Source organism: Paenibacillus sp. A3 (genome assembly GCF_001399685.1).
In the GTDB taxonomy this organism is placed as follows: Bacteria; Bacillota; Bacilli; order Paenibacillales; family NBRC-103111; genus Paenibacillus_G.
Window position 1 is genome coordinate 56,847 of sequence record NZ_JTHN01000081.1, and the last position, 21,806, is coordinate 78,652.

The window sequence follows — 21,806 nt, forward strand, 5'->3', positions numbered from 1 at the left end:
TTTTTTTGTATGTTCAGGATTGAAATAGCAGACAAAAACAAAACCTGAGGAGGCACATAAACATGAGTCGGATCGTAAGCAGCAATATCGGGTACCCGCGCATCGGGGCACAACGGGAATGGAAAAAGCTACTGGAATCGTTCTGGGCGGGCAAATTGCCGGAGGAGCAATTTTTGAGCGGGCTGGAAACGCTCCGCTTGGCACATATCGAGGTTCAGCAGGAAAAAGGAATCGGGCTGATTCCGGTAGGAGATTTTTCGTTATACGACCATATGCTCGATACGGCGGCGATGTTCGGGCTCGTTCCGAAGCGTTTTGCCTACGACGGCGGTCCGGTCCCTCTCGCCACCTATTATGCCATGGCCCGCGGAACCCAAGGCGCTCCGGCGTGCGAGATGACCAAATGGTTCAACACGAACTATCACTACATCGTGCCCGAATTGAACGGTCTGACTCCGGTATTGACCGTGAATAAGCCGCTGGAGGCTTACCGCGAAGCGAAGCGCAAGCTTGGCGTCGACGGGAAGCCGGTCCTGATCGGACCGTATACGTTCCTGAAGCTGTCCAAAGGCTATGCGCCGGAGCAGCTGGATGCCTTGATCGAATTGTTCCTTCCGCTTTACAAACAAATTTTGACCGAGCTGGAGCAGGAAGGCGCGGCATGGGTGCAGATCGACGAGCCGATTCTGGTTACCTCTTTATCCGACACCGATATGGAGCGAATCGCAGACATTTATGCGCAGCTGCACGCGGCCGCTCCCGGTCTGAAGCTGATGCTCCAGACGTATTTCGATTCGGTCGAGCACTACGAGCGGACGGTCGCCCTGCCGGTGCAAGGCATCGGACTCGATTTCGTCCACGGGGCGGAGCGGAATATCGCCGCCTTGCGAGCGTATGGATTCCCGGCGGACAAAGCGCTGAGCGTCGGATTGATCGACGGACGCAACGTATGGCTGGCCGATCTCGAAGCCAAGCTGCGGCTGCTGGATGAGGTGTCCGCTCTCGTCCCGTCGGGGAATTTGATCGTTCAGCCTTCCTGCAGCCTGCTGCACGTCCCGGTGACGACCCGGACGGAAGAGCAGGCGAACGCCGATCTGCTGCCCTTCCTGGCCTTCGCCGACGAGAAGCTGGACGAAGTCGTTCTGCTGAGCAAGGCGGTGGCCGGAGAACGAACGGAAGCTGTACGGTCCGCGCTGGAAGCAAGCGCACGGCTCGTCCGGGAGCTGAACGCCTCCCCGTTCCGCAACCGGGCAACCGTCCGTGCGGCTACCCGGCATATTGCCGGGAGAGCATCAGCCAGACAGAGCCCTTATTCCGTACGCCATATTCTCCAGCAAAATAAGTTCCAGCTTCCGCTCCTGCCGACAACGACGATCGGCAGCTTCCCGCAGACGCCGGAAGTGAGACAAGCGCGCAAACGCTGGAGAACCGGGGAATGGAACGAAGCGCAGTACCGGACCTTCGTTCAGGAGCAAATTCAAACCTGGATCAAGATTCAGGAAGAGCTTGGCCTGGACGTGCTGGTGCACGGCGAGTTCGAAAGGACGGACATGGTGGAGTTTTTCGGCGAGAAGCTGGACGGCTTCCTGTTCACCCGGAACGGTTGGGTTCAATCGTACGGTTCCCGCTGCGTCAAGCCGCCGGTCATCTACGGCGACGTCGAATTCGTCCAGCCGATGACGGTGGAAGACACGGTCTATGCGCAGTCGCTGACGGGCAAGCCGGTCAAGGGCATGCTTACCGGTCCGGTCACCATCCTGAACTGGTCGTTCGTCCGCGACGATATCTTCCGGGAGCAAGTCGCCTACCAGATCGCATGGGCACTGCGCCAGGAAGTGGAAGCGCTGGAGAACGCGGGCATCGGCATGATCCAGATCGACGAGCCTGCGCTACGCGAAGGCTTGCCGTTGAAACAGCAGGATTGGCAGCATTACCTGGACTGGTCGGTTCATGCCTTCCGCTTGACTTCGGCTGCCGTGAAGGACACGACGCAAATTCACACGCATATGTGCTACTGCGAGTTTCATGACATTATCGACGCGATCCGCGCTCTCGATGCGGACGTCATTTCCATCGAAACGTCGCGCAGCCACGGTGAGCTGATGCAGAGCTTTGACGAGCACACGTACGATCAGGGCATCGGTCTGGGCGTGTACGACATTCACAGCCCGAGGGTGCCGGCCGTCGACGAGATGATCCGCACGATCGAACGCGCGCTGTCCGTTTTGGAGCCGGATCTGTTCTGGATCAACCCGGATTGCGGACTCAAGACGAGAGGCGTCGAAGAAACGGTCGCTTCCCTGCGCAACATGGTCGCTGCCGCCGAACAGTTCAGAGCGCGCTGCGCCAAAGCGTAGCCCGCATGGAGCCCCTGTAAGACATAGAACCGCTTACGGCTCCCCGCTGCGAAAATCGTAAAAAAAGAAACCGTTTCTTTGCACAATGGAGGCATGAACCCATTGGAAAGAGACGGTTTCTTTGTCGTCGCAGCCTTTGACGGAAGAAGGCCGCTTTAGCGTTGTTGGCTTAGCGCAGACGGGTCAGTTGACTTTGACAAACGACCACTTTTGCGCATCCGTTCCATTGTCGTTCCACTGCTGGACCGCCGCGCCGTCGGCGGTCGAGGAGCCGGATACGTCCGCGACCAGCCCGCTCGCTTTGGAAATAAGCTTGTAATAGCCGCCGCCTGCATCGACGATACTCCACCTTTGCGCAGCGCTGCCGTTATCGTCCCATTGCTGCAGCTGCACGCCGCTGGAAGTCGACGAGTTGGGCACATCCAGCACTTTTCCGCTGTGAACGGCCGTGAGCTTGTAGTAGCCGTCCCCGGTGCTCTCCACTTTGAACTTCTGGTTATTGGCGACATAGTTGGTCCATTGCTGTATTTTGGCCCCGCTCTGCGTCGATACGTCCACGACATCCATCACCTTGCCGCTGACTTTGGAGGCTATCGTATAAATGCCTCCGTTGACAATGCCCGGCTGAGCTTGGTACACGCGCACGTAATCCACCAGCATTTGCGCCGGGAACGGTGTGGAAGGATCGGGACTGCCGGGCCAATTGCCGCCCACGGCAAGATTCAGAAGGAGGAAGAACGGCCGTTGAAACTCCTCCGTGTTCCCGGTGCCATTTTCAATATAAAAAGCGTTGTACTCCTGGCCGTCCACAAACCACCTGATATATTTAGAGTCCCACTCTACGCTGTACACGTGATACTGGGAAAAATCGAGATTGCCGGAAACCCGCCCGTAATCGGCGTGTCCTCCCGCATCCCAGTGTACGGTGCCGTTGACATGCGGGTTGTTGTTGACCCGTTCCATAATGTCGATCTCGCCGCATTTAGGCCAGCCCACCGCATTGATGTTCGAGCCCAGCATCCAAAATGCCGGCCACAGCCCTTGACCGGAGGGCAGCTTGATGCGCGCTTCGATTTTCCCGTAAGTAAAGCTTTTCAAATTTTGGGTTTTGATTCGCGCAGAGGTGTAATTCATGCCGCCATAAGACTCCTTGCGCGCCGTAATCATGAGATTCCCGTCCGCAACCCGCACATTTTCGGGCCGGTTTGTATAATACTGCAGCTCATTGTTTCCCCACCCGTTCTGGCCCGTGCCGATCTCCGCAGACCAGTTGGCGGAATTTAAAGCATTGCCGTTAAATTCGTCGCTCCAGACCAGATTCCAGTTCGGGGCGGCATCCGCATGGCCGACAGGCACCAGGGCGACCAGGAGAGTAAACAGCAGAAAAAAACTTAGCAGCTTTCCTCTTTTCAACATGAAATTCCCTCCTCATTTTCGGATCAAAGCTTCTGTCCCAAAGCAGAAACAAATGACAACGTTTACACAAGCTGTAATTTCATTATAAACGGCCTCCACCGGGTTGATCAACCTAAATTATGGTTTTATTTACATTTTGAAGGATTTTGAGCACCCATGACAATAAGCACAAATAAAGCGGAGCCTGGACAGACAACTAAAACATTTCACTTATAAATCGGAAAATGTGGTGGTATTTTTCTAAAGACTTGATTTGTAACGATATCTTAGTACAATAGTTTTATGACTACTCAAAAAATAACAAGTGATGAGCTCAGAGTCAAAATATTCAAAGCATTAGCTGATGAAACAAGATTAGACATCATACGAGCTCTATACGCCGGCAAGAAGGAAATGAATTGCGGAGAAATAGGAAACATTCGCAATACTTCCAAATCGAATACTTCGTATCACTTGCGTACTTTGAAGGAGGCGAAATTAATCAACGTACGAAAAGATGCCCAAGCAAAGTATACGAGTCTCGATTTGGAGACTTTTCAAACTTACTTACCTGGATTTCTGGATACGTTGTAGAAGGGAATCTCTTTTTTTCTTCATTAGTTCAATTGTCATTTAACTTTAGAACAAAAAAATGGAAAGGGTGGATACCATGTTAAGATTAACAATCTTATTATTCCTCGTCATGTTTGTCATCGGCACGGATACTTTTTTGATTTCTCCGCTCATCCCCACGCTTCAACAATTGTTTCATATCCCGACCGAATCTGCCGGTTGGATGGTCGGAGCCTATGCTTTAGGTTATGCCCTATTCGCGCTGATTGCCGGACCGCTTTCCGATGGTTGGGATCGCAAAAAGGTCATGCTTTCCGGCATGGTATGCTTCTCGGTTTCAACCCTGTTATGCGGCTTTGCCACAGGTTTTTGGTCGATGTTCTTATTCCGTTTTTTAGCCGGAGTCAGCGCGGCATTTACGGCTCCTCAAGTCTGGGCCTCGATCCCTGCCCTGATCCCGACGCCGAAGATCGCCAAAGTATCCGGAATCGTCATGGCCGGCGTGGCTGCTTCCCAAGCGTTCGGCATCCCTATTGGAAGTCTGCTTGCCTCCATCCATTGGTCTTATTCTTTTTTTACAATCGGAACATTCGCGTTATTCGTGGCAATATTCATCTACTATGCTTTGCCCGAAATGAAACCGGATCAAGGCCAAATCACCAAATCTCCTATTTTCAGTAGATACATCCCGCTATTGAATAGTCCAATGGCGAGAAGAGCTTTCTTCGCTCATTTCTTATTTCAATGCGGATTCTTTGCCTCCTTCTCTTTCATCGGAAAATGGGTGACGGATCGCTTTCACCTTCCAATCGATCAAGCGGGGTATGTGATGTTTTTTCTTGGTCTCGGGAATATAGTCGGGAGCCTCTGCGGTGCCTATGTGATCAAAACATTAAACCGTTTCAACACGCTGGTTGCGGGCATTCTTGTCTCTATTGCATGTTTTATCGTTTTGCCCCACTTGCCATCGGTTGCGGCTTTCGAAAGTGTTTACTTTTTCATATTCGTTACCATGGGAATCGCTTTTCCACTCATATTGGGACTGCTGAATTCGTTAAATCCGACCATCCGCGGCACGATCTCCAGCTTGGCCAGTTCGATCATGTACGCAGCAACAACGCTCGGTTCTTGGATCGCAGGCCTGATTTACGCGTCTTTTAACGGTTTTTCCGCCGTTGGCTTGTTTGCGGCTAGTTGCTTTGCCGGTTCGTTGTTATTGTTTATATTCAGCGGTATTTTGGCCAGTGACGCGAAAACAAAGAAGGAATTTGCAGCATAAATGCATAGAAGAAAATCAAATGGATATTTTAAATCTTTCGAAATTCAACATCCTAAGTATTTGTGAGAATGAATTCGATTTTCTAATTCAAGTGGTGGCGAACTCTCCACCTTTGACTTGCCCTCATTGTGGATGTATAGCCAACCTTTATAAACACGATAGCAGGGAACAGATTTGTATGGACTTACCTATTCACGGCAAGCGTGCAGGGCTTCTTATAAAGCGTCAGAGGTATCGCTGTAGAGACTGCAATCGAACCTTTTGGGAACACCTGAACCACACCATAGACGAGAAGCGAAATTGCACCAAACGTTTATTGTCTTATATAGAGAAGCAAAGCCTCAAACGGACGTTTGTCAGTATATCCGAGGAAGTTGGATTGCATGAAAAAACGATACGTAACATCTTTCGTGATTACATCAATCGTCTTAAGTAAACTCTTCGATTTGAAACACCTAATTGGCTTGGGATTGACAAAATACACATGATTAAGCCAAGATTCGTTTTAACCAATATTGTGGAACGTAATTTCTTGAACCGAGTATTCAAGCCGCTTTCCTCCAATGATTTGGAGGGTTAACGAAGCGTTGCCCTCCATTCTTTCCTACCCCCTGATCCAGCCCTTCTCATAGGCATAGCGCATCAACTGCACCCGGTTGTCCAAATGCAGCTTATGCAAAATATTTTTCAGATGGTTTTTCACCGTATGCTCGGAGATGGATAAAATTTCCGAGATTTCGCGGTTGGAGTTCCCTTTGGCCACGCACTCCAAGATTTCCTTTTCCCGCCCGGTGAGCGGCGAATGATCGGGAATGCTCTGCCTGACCGAGGAAAACTCCTGAAGCAGACGCACGGCGATTTCCCGGGACATGGGAGCCTCATCGATCGCGACCGCCCGCAAATATTCATGCCAGGACGCAGGGTGAAGGTTTTTCAGCAAATAGCCCTGCGCGCCTTTCTTCAGCGCCTCGAACAAATGTGTAATATCGTCCGATACCGTAACCATGACAATTTTGACATACGGGAACCGTTCTTTAATCAGCTTCGTCGCTTCCAGGCCGTCCAATTCGGGCATTCGGATGTCCATCAGAATGACATCGGGCATCCACTGCTCCGCCAGCAGCACCGCTTCTTTTCCGTTCGTCGCCTCGCATATGATCTCGAACTCCGGGTCCGCTTGAATAATTTCCCGCATCGCCTGGCGCGCATGCGCGTGGTCGTCGGCCAGCATAATTCGAATCGGTTGACTCATGGAATGGAATCCCCTCTCTTTCCTTACCGGCGGCGATCGTTACGCTCCTTCTCGCCGTCCGGATCAACGATCGTACTCCTGTGATTCCATCTAACCATACCCTCCCGTAAACCCCCATGACTCAGTCGGGCTATTTCCCGCCGGACGATCGACAATTTCGTGACAAATCCCCGGAGGAAGCGCTTCAGTCTGACTCCAAAGTGCTATATACAAGGCGGAAACGAAAGTGCTAGGATTATCCTGAAAATGAAAGGAGGAGCATGCAATGCATCGATGGATTATGGTGTCCCTGTGCGGAATTGCCTGCGTTCTGGGCATGGGATTTTTGTTCGCCGAGGTGCAGCGGCATTCGAGCGAGGTCAGGCAGGAGGCGGCCGCTCCGGCCCTTCCCGATGCTCCGCTGAACGCCCAGGCCGCCGAAGCCGTCTACAAGCAGTCCTGCATCGCCTGTCACGGCAACGACCTGGAAGGCAAAATGGGACCAAATCTTCAGAAGGTCGGCGGCAAGCTGTCGACCGAGCAGCTGTACAAAGTGATCCAGAACGGCCGCGGAGGCATGCCGGCGTTCAAGAGCAGCCTGAAGGACGAAGATATTGCCAACGTCTCCCGCTGGCTCGCCGAAAAGAAATAATACGCGCGGAATAGGCGAAACGAACGGCGAAAAGATAACGAAACCGGAGGTTGAACAATTCACGGATGAAGCCATGGATTCAAAAGAACGGGTTTAAATTGACGGTCACCCTCCTGCTGGTGGCCCTTGCGATCTCCCTGTTTACCTGGTTCAACCAAGGGCCGCCCCTGCCGGTTTTGAAGCAGGCGCCGAACTTTGAATTGAGCGGGCTGGATGGCGGGAAGGTTTCTTTAAACGATACGAACGGCAAAGTGCGTCTGGTGGAGTTCCTGTTCACCAATTGCCCGGACGTGTGCCCGGCCACGACGTACAACATGGTCAAGCTGCAGAACGAATTAAAGAAAGACGGCATGTGGGGTAATAAGGTGCATTTTCTATCGGTCACCTTCGATCCCGAGCGCGATACGCCTCAAGTATTCAAAACGTACGGAGACAAAATGGGGATGGATTACAGCGGCTGGACGCTGCTGACCGGGACGGAGAAACAAACGGCGGACGTCGCGAAAGATTTTGGCGTGATGGTGCAAAAGATGAAGGACGGCGGATTCGTGCATACGGTGACCTCGCTGTTCCTTGTCGACCAGGAAGGCCAGATCCGCAAAATTTATACGATGGGCGAAGAGATGGACAACGACGAGATTCTAAAAATGATCCGGCAAATCGCCGGATCAAAATAACGCCTATGGCGTCGGCTCAAGCAGGGGATCGGGAAGGTCCTCTGCTTTGTCTTTTTCCCTTCGGTACCACTGGAAGAACACGAGGCCAAGCAGGCAGCCGTATGAAATTTCCTGCATAATCTTCATGATCACGCCCCCCAGCTGCTGGTCGGACAGCGGCGTAAGCCACGGGCTCGAAAACGCCACCGGCTCCACCGGAATCGCATAGAACGGCAGGCACAGCAGATGCGCGCCAGCGGTGTAGGTCTCGTACATCGGCGCTTTGGCAAAGATGATGAGCGCGCATGCCGGCGTCAGCAAAATGCCGTTTATGAAAATATACCCCATTTTTTTCAGCTCGCTCATCGCGTAGATCGCCCCGGCCGGACTGAACACGGACCACCATAAAGCAAACGCCGAGAAGAACAGCAGCAAATGCAGCGCATTATGAAGCGCATAATTGGACATCGCCGCATCGAAGATCATCGGGATGTGATAGAAAGAAAATGCGCCGTTGAACAAAAACATCGCAAAGATCGGATTGCCGAAAACAAGGATCACCCTCCGGCTCCACGGATTGTCGCTGAGCGCTCGAAAAAAGCCTTCCGGCATCCCCCGGAGCAGCAGCGGCGGAACGATCAGGTACATCACGGACTGCTGAAGCATATGGATGCTGAACCAGAAGTGCCCGCCCAGATTCAGCGGTCCTCCAAGAGCAAAGTACAGCAGGAACAGCCCAACAAAAAAGCTCGCCATCTGCCGCCCGGACACCGTGCCGCCCTTGTAGCGCATGTAAAATACGGCCGCCAGCGCAACCGTCAGAAACATTTCCGGCCCCCACACCACCCGGAATCCGTACGTTTCCATCATCAACTGAAAGTCCAAGCTCAAAGCCTCCTTACCTTCTTCGTCTTCTGGCATCCCCTCCATCTTACCTAATTTCGGTCCCCGTTCCTATGACACGAAAGGGCCATCTCGCTGTCACAAAGGAGACAAGCTTTGTTCACCGGACCGACGACGAAATGACTCATTCGAGGCATGCCGCCAGGCCAACCTAAGGCTACAATGAGAAGCGTGAAGGAGGAACTGTCATGACCTTAGCTTACAAGATGCTTATCGCCGACGACGAGGACCGGATCCGCCGCATATTGAACCTGTATTTGAATAAAGACGGCGCCGCCGTGGAAGAAACCGGAGACGGAACGCAGGCGCTGCAAATGGCCTTAGACCGCGATTACGATATTTTGCTGCTCGATTGGATGATGCCCGGCCTGAACGGCCCCGAAATTTGCCGGCTGCTCAAACAGGTCAAGACGACGCCGGTGATCCTGTTGACGGCCAAAGCGGACGAAAGCGACCGCCTCCTCGGCTTCGAAGCCGGAGCGGACGATTATGTGCTGAAGCCGTTCAGTCCGCGCGAGCTGATCTGCCGCATCCATGCCATTCTGAAGCGTACCGCTCCGGGAAGGCTCCGGCTGGAGAACAAATCGCGTCATGACATCGTGCTGCCGCATTTGGTCATCGAGCACCTGGCCCGGCGTGTGCTGATCGAAGGTCACGAGATCGCTCTGACTTTGAAGGAGTACGACCTGCTGCGTTATTTTGCCTTGAACGAGAACAAGACGTTGACCCGCGAAGAGTTGTTGAAGGAGGTATGGAAGTACGAGGTGATTGTGGATTTTCGGACGGTGGACTCCCATATCCGGCGCATCCGGGAAAAAATGCAAGCTGTTTCGCCGCCTGCCGCCTCGATGCTTCGTACCGTCTGGGGAATAGGCTACCGCTTGGATGTGCCCGCTTCCTTTGCCCGTGGAGGGGGCGCCTAGCCCGGGTTCGGGACCGCCCTCCGGAGAGGACGCCCGTGCCGGGCGATGAAAAGAGCCGCTTCCGAACGAGGCGGCTTGTCCGTCCTATGCGCTAATGAAGGTTAAAGGAAGCGTGGGCTCCCTTTTGGAAGACAGCACGGTATGTATCCGGCTGCACAAGATTCACTTGTCGTTGACAAAAACGCTTTGGGCTACGGTAAGAAAGGCTCGAACGGCCGGCGAAGCATCGGAGACGGAAAGACATGCTAACGCCACATTACGCCAGTCGGATACGTTCAAGCTGCGGATTTGAAGATTTTGCTGGGTCTTGAGAAACAATTCCGGGCCGATCGTGATTCCGAGCCCTTCCTGAACCATGTTAGCAATGGTGCTGCAATCCTGCACTTCAAACCGGATAGACGGCTTGACCTTCGCTTGTTGAAAAATTTCTTCGATGTGCGATTGATACATTCCTTTTGGCATAATAAAGGGCTCGTCTTGCAAATCTTCCACCGCAATTATTTCGCGCTGCTGAAATTTATGACCCGCAGGAAAAGCGACAACCATCTTATCTTGGATGAGCGGTACCGTGTCCCATTTCGTATGCTTGTCCTGCTGCACAACAAATCCGATGTCGATGACTCCTGTATCCAACCATTCCGCCATTTCCTCATACGTGCCTTCGTAAAATCTGAACTCGATTCGGGGATGCTTCTTCTGGAATTTTGCAAGAATTTTAGGCAAAAGACAGGAGGAAGCGCTGTAAAAAGTGCCGATACGCACGGTCCCCGCCTCCAAGCTTGCCGCTAAAGCCAGCTCCTGTTGAATGCGTTCCGTCCGATTTAAAATTTCCCGGATATGAATCAGCGTTTTTTGTCCGACCTCGGTGAGAACAAGCTCCTTCTTCCGATCGCGAATCAATAGCGTCGCGCCCCATTCCGCCTCCAGACTGGCGATCGCATGGCTCACGGCCGATTGAGTCATGTTCAGCTCTTCGGACGCTTTGGTGAAGCTGCCAAGCTCGATCACTTTGGCCAAAACCTTAAAGCGGGCAATAGTCATGAGCTTTTACTCATCCCCTTTATGAAAATTAACAATTTTACTCATGTTACCACGCGATATAGAATAAGGGCAACGTGTGACAAGGAGTGAAAAGGAATGAACCGATTTTCCATTTATTTGCTAGCTTTAGGCGCGTTCGTATCGGGTACGGCAGAATTCGTCGTATCCGGCATTTTGGAAATCATCTCCAAAGATTTCCAGGTGCCGATTTCGTTGGCCGGACAGTTGGTCACGATCTATTCTTTATCGTATGCGTTAGGGGCTCTTGGATTGGTGATGCTGACGGCAAAGTTCGAGAGAAAAAAAGTGTTGCTCTATTCCATGGTTACTTTTATCGCAGGAAGCATGATTGCCTTTTTCAGTTCTCATTTCGGCCTGCTGATGTTTTCCCGAATTGTATTGGCCATGAGCGGGGGACTGTATATCGTTATTGCCACCAATTACGCAGCCCGGCTCGCCCCGCCTGCCAAACAGGGAAATGCGATGGCCACGGTCATTACGGGATTTACCGTTTCTTTAATATTGGGCGTCCCTGTCGGAACGCTGGTTGCCGCCTATATGGATTGGCGCTATATCTATCTCATGCTTGCCGCCGTTACGCTCATCGTTCTCCTGCTGCTGGCGAGATTCATCCCAAGGCTGGAGGGAGAAAAACCGATCCCTTTAAAGCATCAATTGCTTTTCATTCGCGACAGGCGGTTGATAAGCGGATTTCTCACTACCGTATGTTGGATTCTCGGGTATACGATGGTTTTTGCTTACATCGCTCCGCTGTTGAGCGCCTTTGCCGGTTTTTCGATCGAAATGGTCAGTATATCCCTTTTGACTTTAGGCGTGTTTGCTTTGATCGGGTCGCGTTTTGGCGGGTATGCCGTCGATAAATGGGGACCTGTCCGCACCATTTCCATTAGCTTGAGCATTCACGCGATGGCCTTGTTCCTATTGACCTTTACGGTAACTTCTACGATAGGGGTGCTGTTGACTCTTATGATATGGGGAGCCGCCGCATGGACAACGACTCCCGCAAAACAATTTTATTTTATTTCTTTAAAGCCTCAAACGCCGGAAATTGTTTTAAGCTTCAATACCGCCTTAATGAATATAGGGATGACCTTAGGGGCCGGTCTGGGAGGACTGGTGACGGAGTATTCCTCCGTTCTGCATTTGTCATGGATTGGCGGCGTTATGGAATTGGCCGCCTTGGCCGCTATCTCTTATTCGTTTAGGTCGAATAATAAAGGCGCATAAACCGGGCGGGCCTGCCCGCCGAAGTTACAACGGCAGGCCCGCTTCCAGCTTGCTCAACGCTTCGTCCAGCAATCCGGCGAAGTCCGCATCCGGATGCTCCGCATAGTATAGCATCACCGAGATGTTGACGCCGATGATCGCTCCGGCGAAGGTTCGCACGGCCGCGTCGTCCGGCTCCCGGCCGGTGCGCTTGGCTACTAGCTCCGCGATCAGCTGCATCGTCTGGGTCAGGTTGTTCAGCGCTGCGGCCCGCAGCTCCGGCACCGTCATGATGAGCTGATTTCGTTCACGCATCGTGGTAAGCTCATCGGCAGACATGTCGGCAATCGCCGAAACCATTGCCTGGCGTACTGCTTGTAAAGGACTCAGATTTGACGGCTGAGCTTCAAATGCATCAACGAGAACGGGATCGTAATTGTCGCGCAGCAGCACGTCCTCCTTGGTGGGAAAGTACCGAAAAAAAGTGCTGGGCGAAATCTCCGCTGCCTCCGCAATCTGCTCCACCGTCGTGGCGTTATAGCCCAGCTCGCGGAACAGCCGCAGCGCGTGCATCTGAATCGCTGCCATGGTTTTTGCTTTTTTTCGCTCGCGCAGCCCCATGGTTCGTTTATCGTCCGGTGACACCTTGCTCACTCTCCGATCTTATTTTATGTATAGCTTCCCGCCGGGATGGTCCGCTCCAGAAATTGCTCCAGCTGATGATCCCGATCCTCCATCCCGAATTCGGCTAACAGCCGCTCTCCCTCGCCCGATGCATCGCCGGCCAGCACGGTGCGGACCGCTTCCGCGTTCAATAATGCCCGCGGCGATAGGAGCAAACCGTTCATCATCATATATTTTCCGAATAATTCCATATCGGGCTTGCCGACGGCTTGCTTGCGGTACAGCTCAAAATATTTTTGGGCAAAGGCAATCCCTTCCCGCGAATGCGATCCTGTGTATTCCACGCCGGGCCAGCGCAGGTCGGCAACAGCAGTGAGCCACCAGGCGGGGTCGATTGCCTCCTGCATTCGCCTCAATGCCTCGCGTTCGAAGAACGGCTTCGGATGTATATGCCGTTCGCGCAATTGAGCCGCCAGCAATTCCGCTTCGATGGCAGCGACGGTAATCCCTTGACCGTAAATCGGGTCGAAGTTGCAGAGCGCGTCCCCCATTACAAGCAGCCCGGACGGCCACCGCTCCATCCGCTCAAAGCGCTGCCGGAAGCATTCCGGCACCCGATACCCGCGCGGCGGCCCCAGCGGCTCGCACGCTTGCAGCAGCTCGGCAATCGAAGGATCCAGCAGAGCGGCCAGCTCCTGTTCGTATAACCCGGCATCGGTCGTCGGGTAACGCTGCCCGCCCGCGTAATACAGTACGACTTCGGCCGTATCCTGTTCAACCGGTCCGAATACGGCGGTGCCGATTCCTTTGGCCGGAACGCCTTCGGTAACGACAACGCTCCATTGCTCCGCAACGTGCGGAGGGATTCTGTAATAACGCGTGCTGTACCCGAGCGAGGCTTTCAGACGTTCCGGTTCCGGCACATGATAGCCGAGAGCCTGAAGCCATTTTACCAGCTTGGAGGAGCGTCCGCTAGCATCCAGCACCAGATCGGCTTCGAGCGTCATTGACTGCGCCGACTTACTCCGTTCCCGAACCGCAACACCTGTTACTTTTGCGCCGTCTGAAGCCATCTGCAGCCCCGTCGCTTCGTACCCGTTTACAAACCGCACATTGGGGATCGCTTGAAGGCGCCGGCGAATGACCCATTCCAGCAGAGCCCGGCTGGCGCCCGCATCTTTCCGGTCAACCACTTCCATGGTTCCGTAAACACTGACGGACCGGATGCGTTTGCCCTCTTTCAGGAAAGCCCCTTGCGCCAGTAAATCGTCCGTCCAGCCGGGGAACAAGCTCTCCAGAATAAGCTTGCCGCGCGGCAGCAGCCGGTGCGGATGAAACGCCTGAGGCGTGCCCGGACGGTTCTCGGGCTTGTCCGGAAAGTCGTCCTTGTCCACGACGAGAACTTCGTCGCAATGCTCCGACAGCACCCGCGCAGCCAGCATTCCCGCCATACTCCCTCCGATGACCAGCGCTCTTCTCCAATTTGGATCGTTACTCATGCTCGCAGCTCCTTTTTCAGATCGTTGGATTATTTTGGTAGTTACACGATAATGATAATATATTTCTTTTGATAGTTACTGTCAAATTTTAATTAGACTCCTCCTACAGCAAAAAAATAAAACCGCTCCCCGGAAGGAACGGTCGACCTGAACGAATATTGTCCGCTGAACGGATAACCCCGATTAGACTGCTTCTGCTCTTAATTTTTTCCGAATCAGCCGGATAAACGATTCTGCTACCGGCGTTAACGGATGATCTTCGGCTGTGCATATCGCAATCGGCCGTTTCAGCTCGACATCCCGTTCTGGGTGGTGCAGCATGCGGGGTATCCTGCCGTTTATTGGGGGGCTGCGGCGATGTGGTTCGGGCTTTGCTGTTATTTCTTCGTTTCGAAGCCGTTCGCGAAGCAGTGAATCGCTCTATGACTCAGGAAGAAGCCGAAGAGATCGCCGGCTGGAAGTACGAGGAGCCTTATTCTTTTTACAATATGGACGACGATCCGGACGATTACGAGGAATTTCTCGATCCGGTCAGGAGAGGCAGCCGTTACTACAGCGTTTATACCGAAAGCGGACTTATGGGATTCTTTTCTTTTACACCGCAAGAGCAGGAAGGGCTAACGCTTGCCGAAAAAGCTTTTGCTCCGCGTCTCTTTGTTTTTCCGTCGCCGCTTTTAACCAACGGGCGATCCAAGCGTACCAAAAAGCGGGATTTGTGCAGACAGAGACGTTTGTGCAGCAGACGAACGGGGGCAGCTATGTTTTTATCCGATGATCAAAAAAGCAAAACGGGCTGCCCCGCTGTAAAATGATCGCAGAGCAGCCCTCGCCTTGATAAAGCTGTTTATTCGAAACCTTTGGCGCGCAGGTTGTTCAAGCTGGTTTGAAGGCAGTCGAACGGGTTTTTGCCGTAGCAATCATCCTGTTCGACGGCTCCCCATTCGACGCCGATCTCCCGGCACGCCTCCAGGATACGCTCGAAATTCATATTGCCTTCGCCGACTTCGGCAAAGCGCTGCTCCTGCTTGGCCGTTACGGCCATATCTTTCAGGTGAATGACCTTCATCCGCCCGTCAAGCTTGCGGATCCAATCGGCCGCATCGCCTCCGCCCGCTTGAGCCCAGTACACATCCAGCTCAAAATGGACCGCTTCCGGATCGGTCTCCCGGATCAGAATGTCCATTCCCGTCGCTCCGTCGAACTTGACAAATTCAAAGCTGTGGTTATGATAAATAAACTTCAGCCCCGCGCCGGTCAACTGCCGGCCAATTTCCGTCGCCTTGGCGGCGAACGCTTCGTAGCCTTCCCGGCTGGTGCGATACTGCTGCGGCATACCGCCCAAGCCGACATAACGGCAGCCCCACAAGCGGTGCATCGCAATAACCTCATCCAGCTTGTCCGTCAAATCCTCGTATCCAATATGCGTAGCGCAGATCGTTAAGCCTTCGCGGTCCGTTATCTCCTTAAGCGCCTCCGGTTCGATCGGACCGAGTCCGGACACTTGAACCGCGCGATATCCGATTTCTTTCACCCGCTTAAGCGCAGTTTCGATATCTTCCGGCGTTTTCAAAAAATCCCGCAGCGTGTACAACTGAGCAGCCAGCTTCATCAGTATCTCTCCCACGTTCTGTTATCGGTTTGGTTGGATGATTTTGGAACAGACATTCACCCCCATCATACCAAAGTTTTCTAGTCACAGCCATAGGAAATCGGTTACTTTTTCATGCCCATGCTCGATAAAAAGCTTCCTTCAAGCGGCTCTCCGGCCTGCTCAAAGGAAGCTCATGCTAATTCTTACCCCGTCTGTTGTCCTTCCAGCCAGCGGACCGCTTCTCCGAAATGACCGCCCGACCGCTCTAACGCCGCCGACGCTTCCTGCCTGCCAATAGCAAACCGGTGCATCAGGATCGCCAGGCGTGCATCGCCTTCGGCCCGCAGGGCCAGCTCCTCCGCCGCCATCCGGTCCGCTCCGGTCGCTTCGCCGACGATGCGCACGACTCGGTCGCGCAGCTTGGCGTTCGTCGCCTGCACGTTCACCATCAGGTTGCCGTACACTTTACCGAGCTGAACCATCACCGTTGTACTGATCATGTTCAGCACCATCTTTTGCGCGGTGCCGGCCTTCATGCGCGTCGATCCGGTGAGCACCTCGGGTCCGACCGGCACCTCGATGCCGTGTGCGGCCGCCCTGCTAAGCTCGGTGCCCGTGTTGCACGAGATGCCGACGGTCAAGGCGCCGATGCGGTTGGCCTCGCGGATCGCCCCCAGCACATACGGCGTCCGGCCGCTCGCCGTAAGGCCGACGACCGCGTCCGCTGCCGTTGTATAGAGCGCGATATCGGCCGCCCCGGCTTCAATGTCGTCCTCGGCATTTTCGACGGGGTTCACCATCGCCGTCTCGCCCCCGGCAATAATGCCGCGCACGAGCGATGAATCGACCCCGAACGTCGGAGGACATTCGGACGCGTCCAGAATGCCGAGCCGGCCGCTCGTGCCGGCCCCGATGTAATAAAGCTTGCCGCCCCGCTTCAGCCGCTCCGCAATCGCGGTGATGGCTTCTTCGATTTGCGGCAGCGCGGCTTGCACGGAAGCGGCAATCGTACCGTCCTCGCTGTTGATCGTCTCGATGATTTCCCGCACGCTCATCCGGTCCAAATGAACGGACTTTGCATTGCGCTGTTCCGTTACCGGCTGCCATTGTTCGTTGTACGCCATAAAATCTCCTTCCCTTCTTGATTCCCTGATCGTCTTAGCTGAATTTCTCGTCCGTCTTACTTGACCGCGCCCGCCGTCATGCCGTCCATGAACTGCCTGGAGGAGACGGCGAACAGCACGATCATCGGCAGCGACGACAAGGTCAGGCCCGCGAACAGCACGCTCCAATCGGTGGAGTATTCGCTGAATAACGTCAGCATGCCGACGGGAATCGTCTTTTTCACTTCGTCTTGGATGAAGATCAGCGGGAAGAAGAAATCGTTCCACACCGTGATGAAATTCATGATCATGACCGTTCCGAGCGCCGGTCTCATCAAGGGCGCCACGATGCTCAGCAGCAGGCGGAGATCGGAGCAGCCGTCGATCCGGCCCGCCTCCTCCAGCTCCTTCGGCAGCGTCCGGAAAAATCCGCTCAAGATCAAGACCGACATCGGGATGCCGATAGCCGTATACATCAAAATCAGCGAAGTAACCGTGTTCATCAACCCCAAATTTTTCATCAGCATGAACAGCGGGACGATGCCGAGCTTGACCGGAATCATCATGCCGAGCAGGAAGAAGAAGAACAGCGCCGGATTCCAGCGGAACGGGTATCTGGCAATATAGAACGAAGCAAGCGACCCGAACAGCAGGATCAGGGCAACGGATACGACGCTGACCGTCAGGCTGTTCCAGAAATAATCGAAGTAAGGCAGCTGGTCCAGCAGCTTCTTATAGGCGGCCATGCTCCAGGACTTCGGCAGTCCGATCGGATTTTTGAAAATGTCGATGTTCGTCTTGAACGAAGACAAGAGCATCAGAACGATCGGATAGAGGCTGAGGAGCGCGAACAGACTGGCGATAACATAGTGCGACGCGCGTAAGACCGGGTTCGTTTTCACCAAGCGTCTACCCCCTTTCTAATACTCCATGTCCCGCTTGCGAACATAGGCCATAAACAATGCGGACAGTGTAGCGATGATCAAGAACAGTACGACCGCCAGCGCCGAGCCGAGACCGACCGCTACACCGTCGCCCGACGAGCCGCCGAAAGCCGTACGGTAAAAGAAGACGGCCAGCGTATCTGTCGAATGATACGGCTCCCCTTGCGAGCCCTGCATCGCATACACAAGCTCGAACGCTTCGAAGGCGTGAATGAACGTAAATACGGTAAGGATGACAATGGACTGCGTCATCATGGGCAGAATGATCGAGCGGATCAAACGGAAGCCCTGCACCCCGTCCAGCCTCGACGCCTCGATCACCTCTTGGGAGATCGACTGCAAGCCTGCAAGCAGAATCAGCACCGCGAAGCCGACGCCGAACCAGCTGTTCGCAAGAATGATCGCCGTCAGCGCCGTGTCCGGCTCGCCCAGCCACGGCCTCGCCCATTCGGCGAGACCGATGTTCTTCAGCGCGAAGTTTACGACGCCGGAATTCGGGTTCAACATCAGCTTCCACAGGAAACCGACGACGATGACCGACAGCAGCCGTGGCACGAAATAGGCCATTTTGAACAGCTCGGCGCCCTTCACTTTCGTGTAAATAATGTACGCCAGAATGAAAGCGATACCATTTTGCACGACCATTTCCAGTATAAAATAGTAAACGTTATGCCCGAACGCGTTCCAGAACAGCCCGTTGAACGGCTCCGTCGTAAACAGCTTGACGAAGTTGTCGATGCCGACAAAAGTGCCTTTCTGAAGCCCCTTCCAGTCGAACAAGCTGTAGCTGAAAGCCGCTACGATCGGATACACGACAAACAGCGTGTAGACGGCGAGGGCAGGAACCGGGAACAGGTGGATGATCCCTCGCTTCCAGTTCAAACCCGGCTGCCGTTTGCTCGTGCGGTCCCATACCGCCGCTTCTCGATTCATTGCGCCCCGCCCTTTCTATAAAGTTTGTGTCGACCGGCAGTTTATTTGGCCGCGGGCTTGAACCAGGAATCGGCGCTCTTCTGCACGATATCCGTCACCGTGTCCTGTTTTTCCTTGCCCAGGAACATTCCTTGGAGAGCCGTCTCCAGCGTAGCCTTGGTCGTCGGATTGCCTGCGCTGAAATGCACGACCATCGCATACGGCGTCGAATTGGCGGCAGCGAGCTGGATCATTTTCGCGACGAGCGGGTCGGAGGATTCCACGCCCGGAATCGTGCTCGGCTTCTTCAGATCGTCGGCCACCATCTTGCCGAATTCTTTCGTCGTCATGAACTCGATAAATTTCAAGGCCGCCTGCTTGTTCTTGGACGCCGCGTTAACGGCGAAGGAACCGTCCACCCAGTTGGTCACGCTCGCCTTGCCGTCCGCCTTCACCGGAGGGACCGGGAACAGATCGAGATCAAGCTCCGGGTTCATCTTTTTCATGACTGCAATTTCCCAGTCGCCCATCACGATCATGCCCGCCTGCTCGGTGACGAACAGGTTGCGCATATCATCCATACCGAGACCCGTATAATTTTCCGGGAAATATTTTGTCAGTCCTTGGAGCATCGTGATCGAATCGGTGAACTCTTTACTTTTGAAATTCGTTTTGCCTGCGAGCAGGTTATTGACAAACTCGGTGCCGCCGTAAAATTGCGGTCCGAGCGCGCCGTGCGTCAGGGACAAAATCCAGCCTTCCTTGGAGCCGAAGGCAAACGGCGCAATCTTGTTCTGTTTCAGCGTATCGGCCGCCTTCATCAGCTCGTCCCAGGTTTTCGGCTCGGACAGGTTAAACTTTTTGAACAGCTTTTTATTATAGAAAATTTGCGTCGAGCTGTAGACCGTCGGCACACCGTAAACTTTGCCGTCCTTGCCTGTCGCGGCCATCTTCGCTTCCTTCGGAATCGCTTCAAGCCCCTTGACGCTGTCGAGCGGCTCCAAGTATTTGGCGTCGGCGAGCGCGATGCCGGCCGCATACGGCCTGAGATGGATGATGTCGGGGCCGCTGCCGGTTTGCAGCGCCGTATTCAGCACCGTGTTGTATTCGGTGTTTTTGGTCGGCTTGAATTCGATTTCGATGTCGGGGTTCGTCTTGTTGAACGCTTTGATGATCTTCTCGTATACTTCCTTGTCTTCCGTCCGCCAGCTGCCCATCGTCAGCTTGACCTTCTGGGCTTCCGCCTTCTGTCCCCCGCCGCCGTTTGCCGCCGGAGCTTCCTGGGCCCCGTCCTTCGCCGGGCTGCTGCAGCCTGTTGCGATAAGCGATATGGCCGCAACGAGCGCGATTGCCGATTTCATTGTCTTTGTCCCCTTCATAATTAAGCCCTCCCTTGGGTGATGATTCGCTATTTATCCCCGACGAGCGAGGTATAAACCGTCGTATGCAGAATCGGCCGCAGCTCCCGCATGATCGGACTTCGTCCGAAATGCACCGCGTTGGTCAAAAACACGACAATCAGCTCGTGGAACGGATCGATCCACAGGCTCGTTCCGGTAAAGCCGGTATGCCCGAAGCTGCCGTGCGGCCAAGAGGCCCCGCAGGACGGCGCCCGCTCCTGACCATGCCATATTTCCCAGCCAAGCGCCCGGCCTTGATACGGATTGCGGAAGCAAGCGCCGATCGTTTCCCTGCTCAGCAGCCCGACGCCGTCCGGGTCAAGCCATGCCCGGGCGTACTTGCGCAAGTCGTCTGCCGTCGTGAACAGTCCCGCACTGCCGCTGACGCCTCCCAGATGGTAGCTCTTCTCGTCATGAACGACTCCGTGCACATACCCGGTACCACCGTCCAGCGGTTCCGTGGCGGCGATTCGTCCAAGCAGCTCGGGCCGCGGATTGAACGTCGAATCGGCCATCCCCAGCGGGTCGAACACATACTGGCGCGCGCACGCTTCCAGCGATTTCCCGGATACGACGGCGGCGACTTCCCCAAGCAAAATCATCCCGAGGTCGCTGTAAACCGCCTGCTCCCCGGGCTCCGTTACCAGCTCCTGCTTGAGCACGAGAGGGATGACGTCGCGGCGCTCCGTCCGCTTGGCATAAGGAAGCTCGGGAGAAAGCCCGGACGTATGCATCAGCAGATGGCGCAGCGTCACGTTCGGATGGCGGAAGGCGGTAATATACGCTTGGACGGGATCGTCCAGCCGAAGTCTTCCCCGCTCTGCCAGCGCCAGGATGACAGGCAAGGTCGCCGTGACCTTCGTTAACGAAGCGACGTCGAACATCGTGCGCTCGGTTATCTGGCACTCGGCGGTGCCGTCCGAATAGGACCCGTAAGCTTGGCTCCATCGAACGTCAGCCCCCAACGAGATATCCACAACGGCTCCGGGAATCGCCTTTTCCTTCACCCAGCGCCGGATCAACCGGTCTACCGCGTTCCATTTTTTTGGATCGGTCATCTCTCCATCGCCGCCCCTCTTTTTAACGTATTAACACTTTTGTAGCAATACTTTTGTAAACGCTATCATTAGCTTTATACTCATATTATAAAATATTATTTCATTTTGTAAATAGTGACATGAAATTTTATTTCCGAAATAAAAAAACTTGCGCCTAATGCGCAAGGCTGAAGTAATAGAGGTGTACTAGGGGGTGGGGTATCTACTTCCGGTCGCTGTTGTCTGCAGGAAATTTTAATTGGAGCGCTTAGCAGCGGGTATTTCCCGCAGACAAAGGCGAACGCTATCGCTCCTCAGTAGATACCCCACCTCCGTATGTTTCTCTATTTCGGTCAAAATCCACTTTTTCAACAGCCTGACTTGCGCCTAAAGCGCAAGGAGAAGTAGAAAACTCAGACAAATAATTGTGGGGGATATCCCGTAACAGTTTGCGGCCGC

At 54.0% G+C, this 21,806-nt stretch carries 22 protein-coding genes; 10 read left to right on the forward strand and 12 right to left on the reverse strand.

From position 1 onward, the window contains the following. Positions 1-62 precede the first annotated feature (62 nt). Positions 63-2,357: a 5-methyltetrahydropteroyltriglutamate--homocysteine S-methyltransferase gene (metE, locus tag QJ48_RS12335; RefSeq protein WP_054973895.1), complete on the forward strand. Its 2,295-nt coding sequence runs from the start codon at positions 63-65 to the stop codon at positions 2,355-2,357. 183 nt (positions 2,358-2,540) lie between these two features. Here the strand turns inward: metE and QJ48_RS12340 are convergent, their stop codons facing one another. Further along, complete coding sequence (locus QJ48_RS12340) at positions 2,541-3,773, reverse strand: RICIN domain-containing protein (RefSeq protein ID WP_054973896.1); 1,233 nt, start codon at positions 3,771-3,773, stop codon at positions 2,541-2,543. Positions 3,774-4,055: 282 nt separating this feature from the next. Here QJ48_RS12340 and QJ48_RS35870 point away from each other — a divergent pair, with 282 nt between their 5' ends. The 3 genes from QJ48_RS35870 to QJ48_RS12350 all read left to right on the forward strand — a co-directional run bounded on the left by QJ48_RS35870 (position 4,056) and on the right by QJ48_RS12350 (position 6,040). Beyond that, positions 4,056-4,346: a helix-turn-helix transcriptional regulator gene (locus tag QJ48_RS35870; protein WP_082420478.1), complete on the forward strand. Its 291-nt coding sequence runs from the start codon at positions 4,056-4,058 to the stop codon at positions 4,344-4,346. Between the two features lie 76 nt (positions 4,347-4,422). Further along, the gene (locus tag QJ48_RS12345; protein ID WP_054973897.1) at positions 4,423-5,604 is read left to right on the forward strand and encodes an MFS transporter; all 1,182 of its coding nucleotides are present in this window, start codon (positions 4,423-4,425) and stop codon (positions 5,602-5,604) included. Positions 5,605-5,623: 19 nt separating this feature from the next. After that, complete coding sequence (locus QJ48_RS12350; protein ID WP_237762881.1) at positions 5,624-6,040, forward strand: transposase family protein; 417 nt, start codon at positions 5,624-5,626, stop codon at positions 6,038-6,040. A 168-nt stretch (positions 6,041-6,208) separates the two neighbouring features. On the opposite strand, the gene QJ48_RS12355 is transcribed toward QJ48_RS12350, so the two are convergent. Beyond that, positions 6,209-6,856, reverse strand: coding sequence for a response regulator transcription factor (locus tag QJ48_RS12355; RefSeq protein ID WP_054973898.1), 648 nt, complete (start codon positions 6,854-6,856; stop codon positions 6,209-6,211). A 265-nt stretch (positions 6,857-7,121) separates the two neighbouring features. Between QJ48_RS12355 and QJ48_RS12360 the strand changes: the two genes are divergently transcribed. Continuing rightward, positions 7,122-7,487 carry a cytochrome c gene (locus QJ48_RS12360; RefSeq protein ID WP_054973899.1) on the forward strand — a complete coding sequence of 122 codons (366 nt, stop codon included), beginning with the start codon at positions 7,122-7,124 and terminating at the stop codon, positions 7,485-7,487. Between the two features lie 65 nt (positions 7,488-7,552). Beyond that, entirely contained in the window at positions 7,553-8,164 is a 612-nt protein-coding gene (locus QJ48_RS12365) for an SCO family protein (RefSeq protein ID WP_054973900.1), read from the forward strand. A gap of 3 nt (positions 8,165-8,167) precedes the next feature. On the opposite strand, the gene QJ48_RS12370 is transcribed toward QJ48_RS12365, so the two are convergent. Beyond that, a complete protein-coding gene (locus QJ48_RS12370; protein WP_237762882.1) occupies positions 8,168-9,028 on the reverse strand; it encodes a cytochrome c oxidase assembly protein in 861 nt (286 codons plus the stop codon). 206 nt (positions 9,029-9,234) lie between these two features. Here QJ48_RS12370 and QJ48_RS12375 point away from each other — a divergent pair, with 206 nt between their 5' ends. Then, positions 9,235-9,969 carry a response regulator transcription factor gene (locus QJ48_RS12375; protein WP_054973902.1) on the forward strand — a complete coding sequence of 245 codons (735 nt, stop codon included), beginning with the start codon at positions 9,235-9,237 and terminating at the stop codon, positions 9,967-9,969. 162 nt (positions 9,970-10,131) lie between these two features. Here QJ48_RS12375 and QJ48_RS12380 read toward each other — a convergent pair whose 3' ends face one another. After that, positions 10,132-11,010: a LysR family transcriptional regulator gene (locus tag QJ48_RS12380; protein WP_054973903.1), complete on the reverse strand. Its 879-nt coding sequence runs from the start codon at positions 11,008-11,010 to the stop codon at positions 10,132-10,134. Between the two features lie 96 nt (positions 11,011-11,106). On the opposite strand from QJ48_RS12380, the gene QJ48_RS12385 reads away from it, so the two are divergent. Then, positions 11,107-12,258: an MFS transporter gene (locus QJ48_RS12385; RefSeq protein WP_054973904.1), complete on the forward strand. Its 1,152-nt coding sequence runs from the start codon at positions 11,107-11,109 to the stop codon at positions 12,256-12,258. Between the two features lie 24 nt (positions 12,259-12,282). Here the strand turns inward: QJ48_RS12385 and QJ48_RS12390 are convergent, their stop codons facing one another. Both QJ48_RS12390 and QJ48_RS12395 read right to left on the reverse strand, forming a co-directional pair. Next, positions 12,283-12,858 (reverse strand): TetR family transcriptional regulator, encoded by a 576-nt coding sequence (locus QJ48_RS12390; protein WP_054973905.1) that lies wholly within the window; start codon positions 12,856-12,858, stop codon positions 12,283-12,285. A 47-nt stretch (positions 12,859-12,905) separates the two neighbouring features. Continuing rightward, on the reverse strand, positions 12,906-14,360 hold the full coding sequence (locus QJ48_RS12395) for an NAD(P)/FAD-dependent oxidoreductase (RefSeq protein WP_054973906.1): 1,455 nt from the start codon (positions 14,358-14,360) through the stop codon (positions 12,906-12,908). A gap of 252 nt (positions 14,361-14,612) precedes the next feature. Between QJ48_RS12395 and QJ48_RS36845 the strand changes: the two genes are divergently transcribed. After that, positions 14,613-14,774, forward strand: a complete 162-nt coding sequence (locus QJ48_RS36845; protein WP_157261612.1) for a hypothetical protein — start codon at positions 14,613-14,615, stop codon at positions 14,772-14,774. An 8-nt stretch (positions 14,775-14,782) separates the two neighbouring features. Next, on the forward strand, positions 14,783-15,172 hold the full coding sequence (locus tag QJ48_RS12400) for a hypothetical protein (protein WP_157261613.1): 390 nt from the start codon (positions 14,783-14,785) through the stop codon (positions 15,170-15,172). A 32-nt stretch (positions 15,173-15,204) separates the two neighbouring features. Here QJ48_RS12400 and QJ48_RS12405 read toward each other — a convergent pair whose 3' ends face one another. The 6 genes from QJ48_RS12405 to QJ48_RS12430 form a co-directional block, all read right to left on the reverse strand. Beyond that, complete coding sequence (locus tag QJ48_RS12405) at positions 15,205-15,969, reverse strand: sugar phosphate isomerase/epimerase (RefSeq protein ID WP_054973908.1); 765 nt, start codon at positions 15,967-15,969, stop codon at positions 15,205-15,207. A 185-nt stretch (positions 15,970-16,154) separates the two neighbouring features. Then, complete coding sequence (gene murQ / locus QJ48_RS12410) at positions 16,155-17,075, reverse strand: N-acetylmuramic acid 6-phosphate etherase (protein ID WP_054973909.1); 921 nt, start codon at positions 17,073-17,075, stop codon at positions 16,155-16,157. A 56-nt stretch (positions 17,076-17,131) separates the two neighbouring features. Further along, complete coding sequence (locus QJ48_RS12415) at positions 17,132-17,956, reverse strand: carbohydrate ABC transporter permease (RefSeq protein WP_054973914.1); 825 nt, start codon at positions 17,954-17,956, stop codon at positions 17,132-17,134. Positions 17,957-17,974: 18 nt separating this feature from the next. Further along, entirely contained in the window at positions 17,975-18,931 is a 957-nt protein-coding gene (locus tag QJ48_RS12420) for a carbohydrate ABC transporter permease (RefSeq protein WP_237762883.1), read from the reverse strand. A 41-nt stretch (positions 18,932-18,972) separates the two neighbouring features. Continuing rightward, complete coding sequence (locus tag QJ48_RS12425; protein WP_237762884.1) at positions 18,973-20,271, reverse strand: ABC transporter substrate-binding protein; 1,299 nt, start codon at positions 20,269-20,271, stop codon at positions 18,973-18,975. 47 nt (positions 20,272-20,318) lie between these two features. Further along, entirely contained in the window at positions 20,319-21,368 is a 1,050-nt protein-coding gene (locus tag QJ48_RS12430) for a serine hydrolase (protein WP_054973911.1), read from the reverse strand. Positions 21,369-21,806: the final 438 nt, after the last annotated feature.

Coding starts and splice junctions, on each gene's coding strand:
- metE (WP_054973895.1), top strand. CDS start 63: ATGAGTCGGATCGTAAGCAGCAATATCGGGTACCCGCGCATCGGGGCA.
- QJ48_RS12340 (WP_054973896.1), bottom strand. CDS start 3,773: ATGTTGAAAAGAGGAAAGCTGCTAAGTTTTTTTCTGCTGTTTACTCTC.
- QJ48_RS35870 (WP_082420478.1), top strand. CDS start 4,056: ATGACTACTCAAAAAATAACAAGTGATGAGCTCAGAGTCAAAATATTC.
- QJ48_RS12345 (WP_054973897.1), top strand. CDS start 4,423: ATGTTAAGATTAACAATCTTATTATTCCTCGTCATGTTTGTCATCGGC.
- QJ48_RS12350 (WP_237762881.1), top strand. CDS start 5,624: ATGGATATTTTAAATCTTTCGAAATTCAACATCCTAAGTATTTGTGAG.
- QJ48_RS12355 (WP_054973898.1), bottom strand. CDS start 6,856: ATGAGTCAACCGATTCGAATTATGCTGGCCGACGACCACGCGCATGCG.
- QJ48_RS12360 (WP_054973899.1), top strand. CDS start 7,122: ATGCATCGATGGATTATGGTGTCCCTGTGCGGAATTGCCTGCGTTCTG.
- QJ48_RS12365 (WP_054973900.1), top strand. CDS start 7,553: ATGAAGCCATGGATTCAAAAGAACGGGTTTAAATTGACGGTCACCCTC.
- QJ48_RS12375 (WP_054973902.1), top strand. CDS start 9,235: ATGACCTTAGCTTACAAGATGCTTATCGCCGACGACGAGGACCGGATC.
- QJ48_RS12380 (WP_054973903.1), bottom strand. CDS start 11,010: ATGACTATTGCCCGCTTTAAGGTTTTGGCCAAAGTGATCGAGCTTGGC.
- QJ48_RS12385 (WP_054973904.1), top strand. CDS start 11,107: ATGAACCGATTTTCCATTTATTTGCTAGCTTTAGGCGCGTTCGTATCG.
- QJ48_RS12390 (WP_054973905.1), bottom strand. CDS start 12,858: ATGGGGCTGCGCGAGCGAAAAAAAGCAAAAACCATGGCAGCGATTCAG.
- QJ48_RS12395 (WP_054973906.1), bottom strand. CDS start 14,360: ATGAGTAACGATCCAAATTGGAGAAGAGCGCTGGTCATCGGAGGGAGT.
- QJ48_RS36845 (WP_157261612.1), top strand. CDS start 14,613: ATGATCTTCGGCTGTGCATATCGCAATCGGCCGTTTCAGCTCGACATC.
- QJ48_RS12400 (WP_157261613.1), top strand. CDS start 14,783: ATGACTCAGGAAGAAGCCGAAGAGATCGCCGGCTGGAAGTACGAGGAG.
- QJ48_RS12405 (WP_054973908.1), bottom strand. CDS start 15,969: ATGAAGCTGGCTGCTCAGTTGTACACGCTGCGGGATTTTTTGAAAACG.
- murQ (WP_054973909.1), bottom strand. CDS start 17,075: ATGGCGTACAACGAACAATGGCAGCCGGTAACGGAACAGCGCAATGCA.
- QJ48_RS12420 (WP_237762883.1), bottom strand. CDS start 18,931: ATGAATCGAGAAGCGGCGGTATGGGACCGCACGAGCAAACGGCAGCCG.
- QJ48_RS12425 (WP_237762884.1), bottom strand. CDS start 20,271: ATGAAATCGGCAATCGCGCTCGTTGCGGCCATATCGCTTATCGCAACA.
- QJ48_RS12430 (WP_054973911.1), bottom strand. CDS start 21,368: ATGACCGATCCAAAAAAATGGAACGCGGTAGACCGGTTGATCCGGCGC.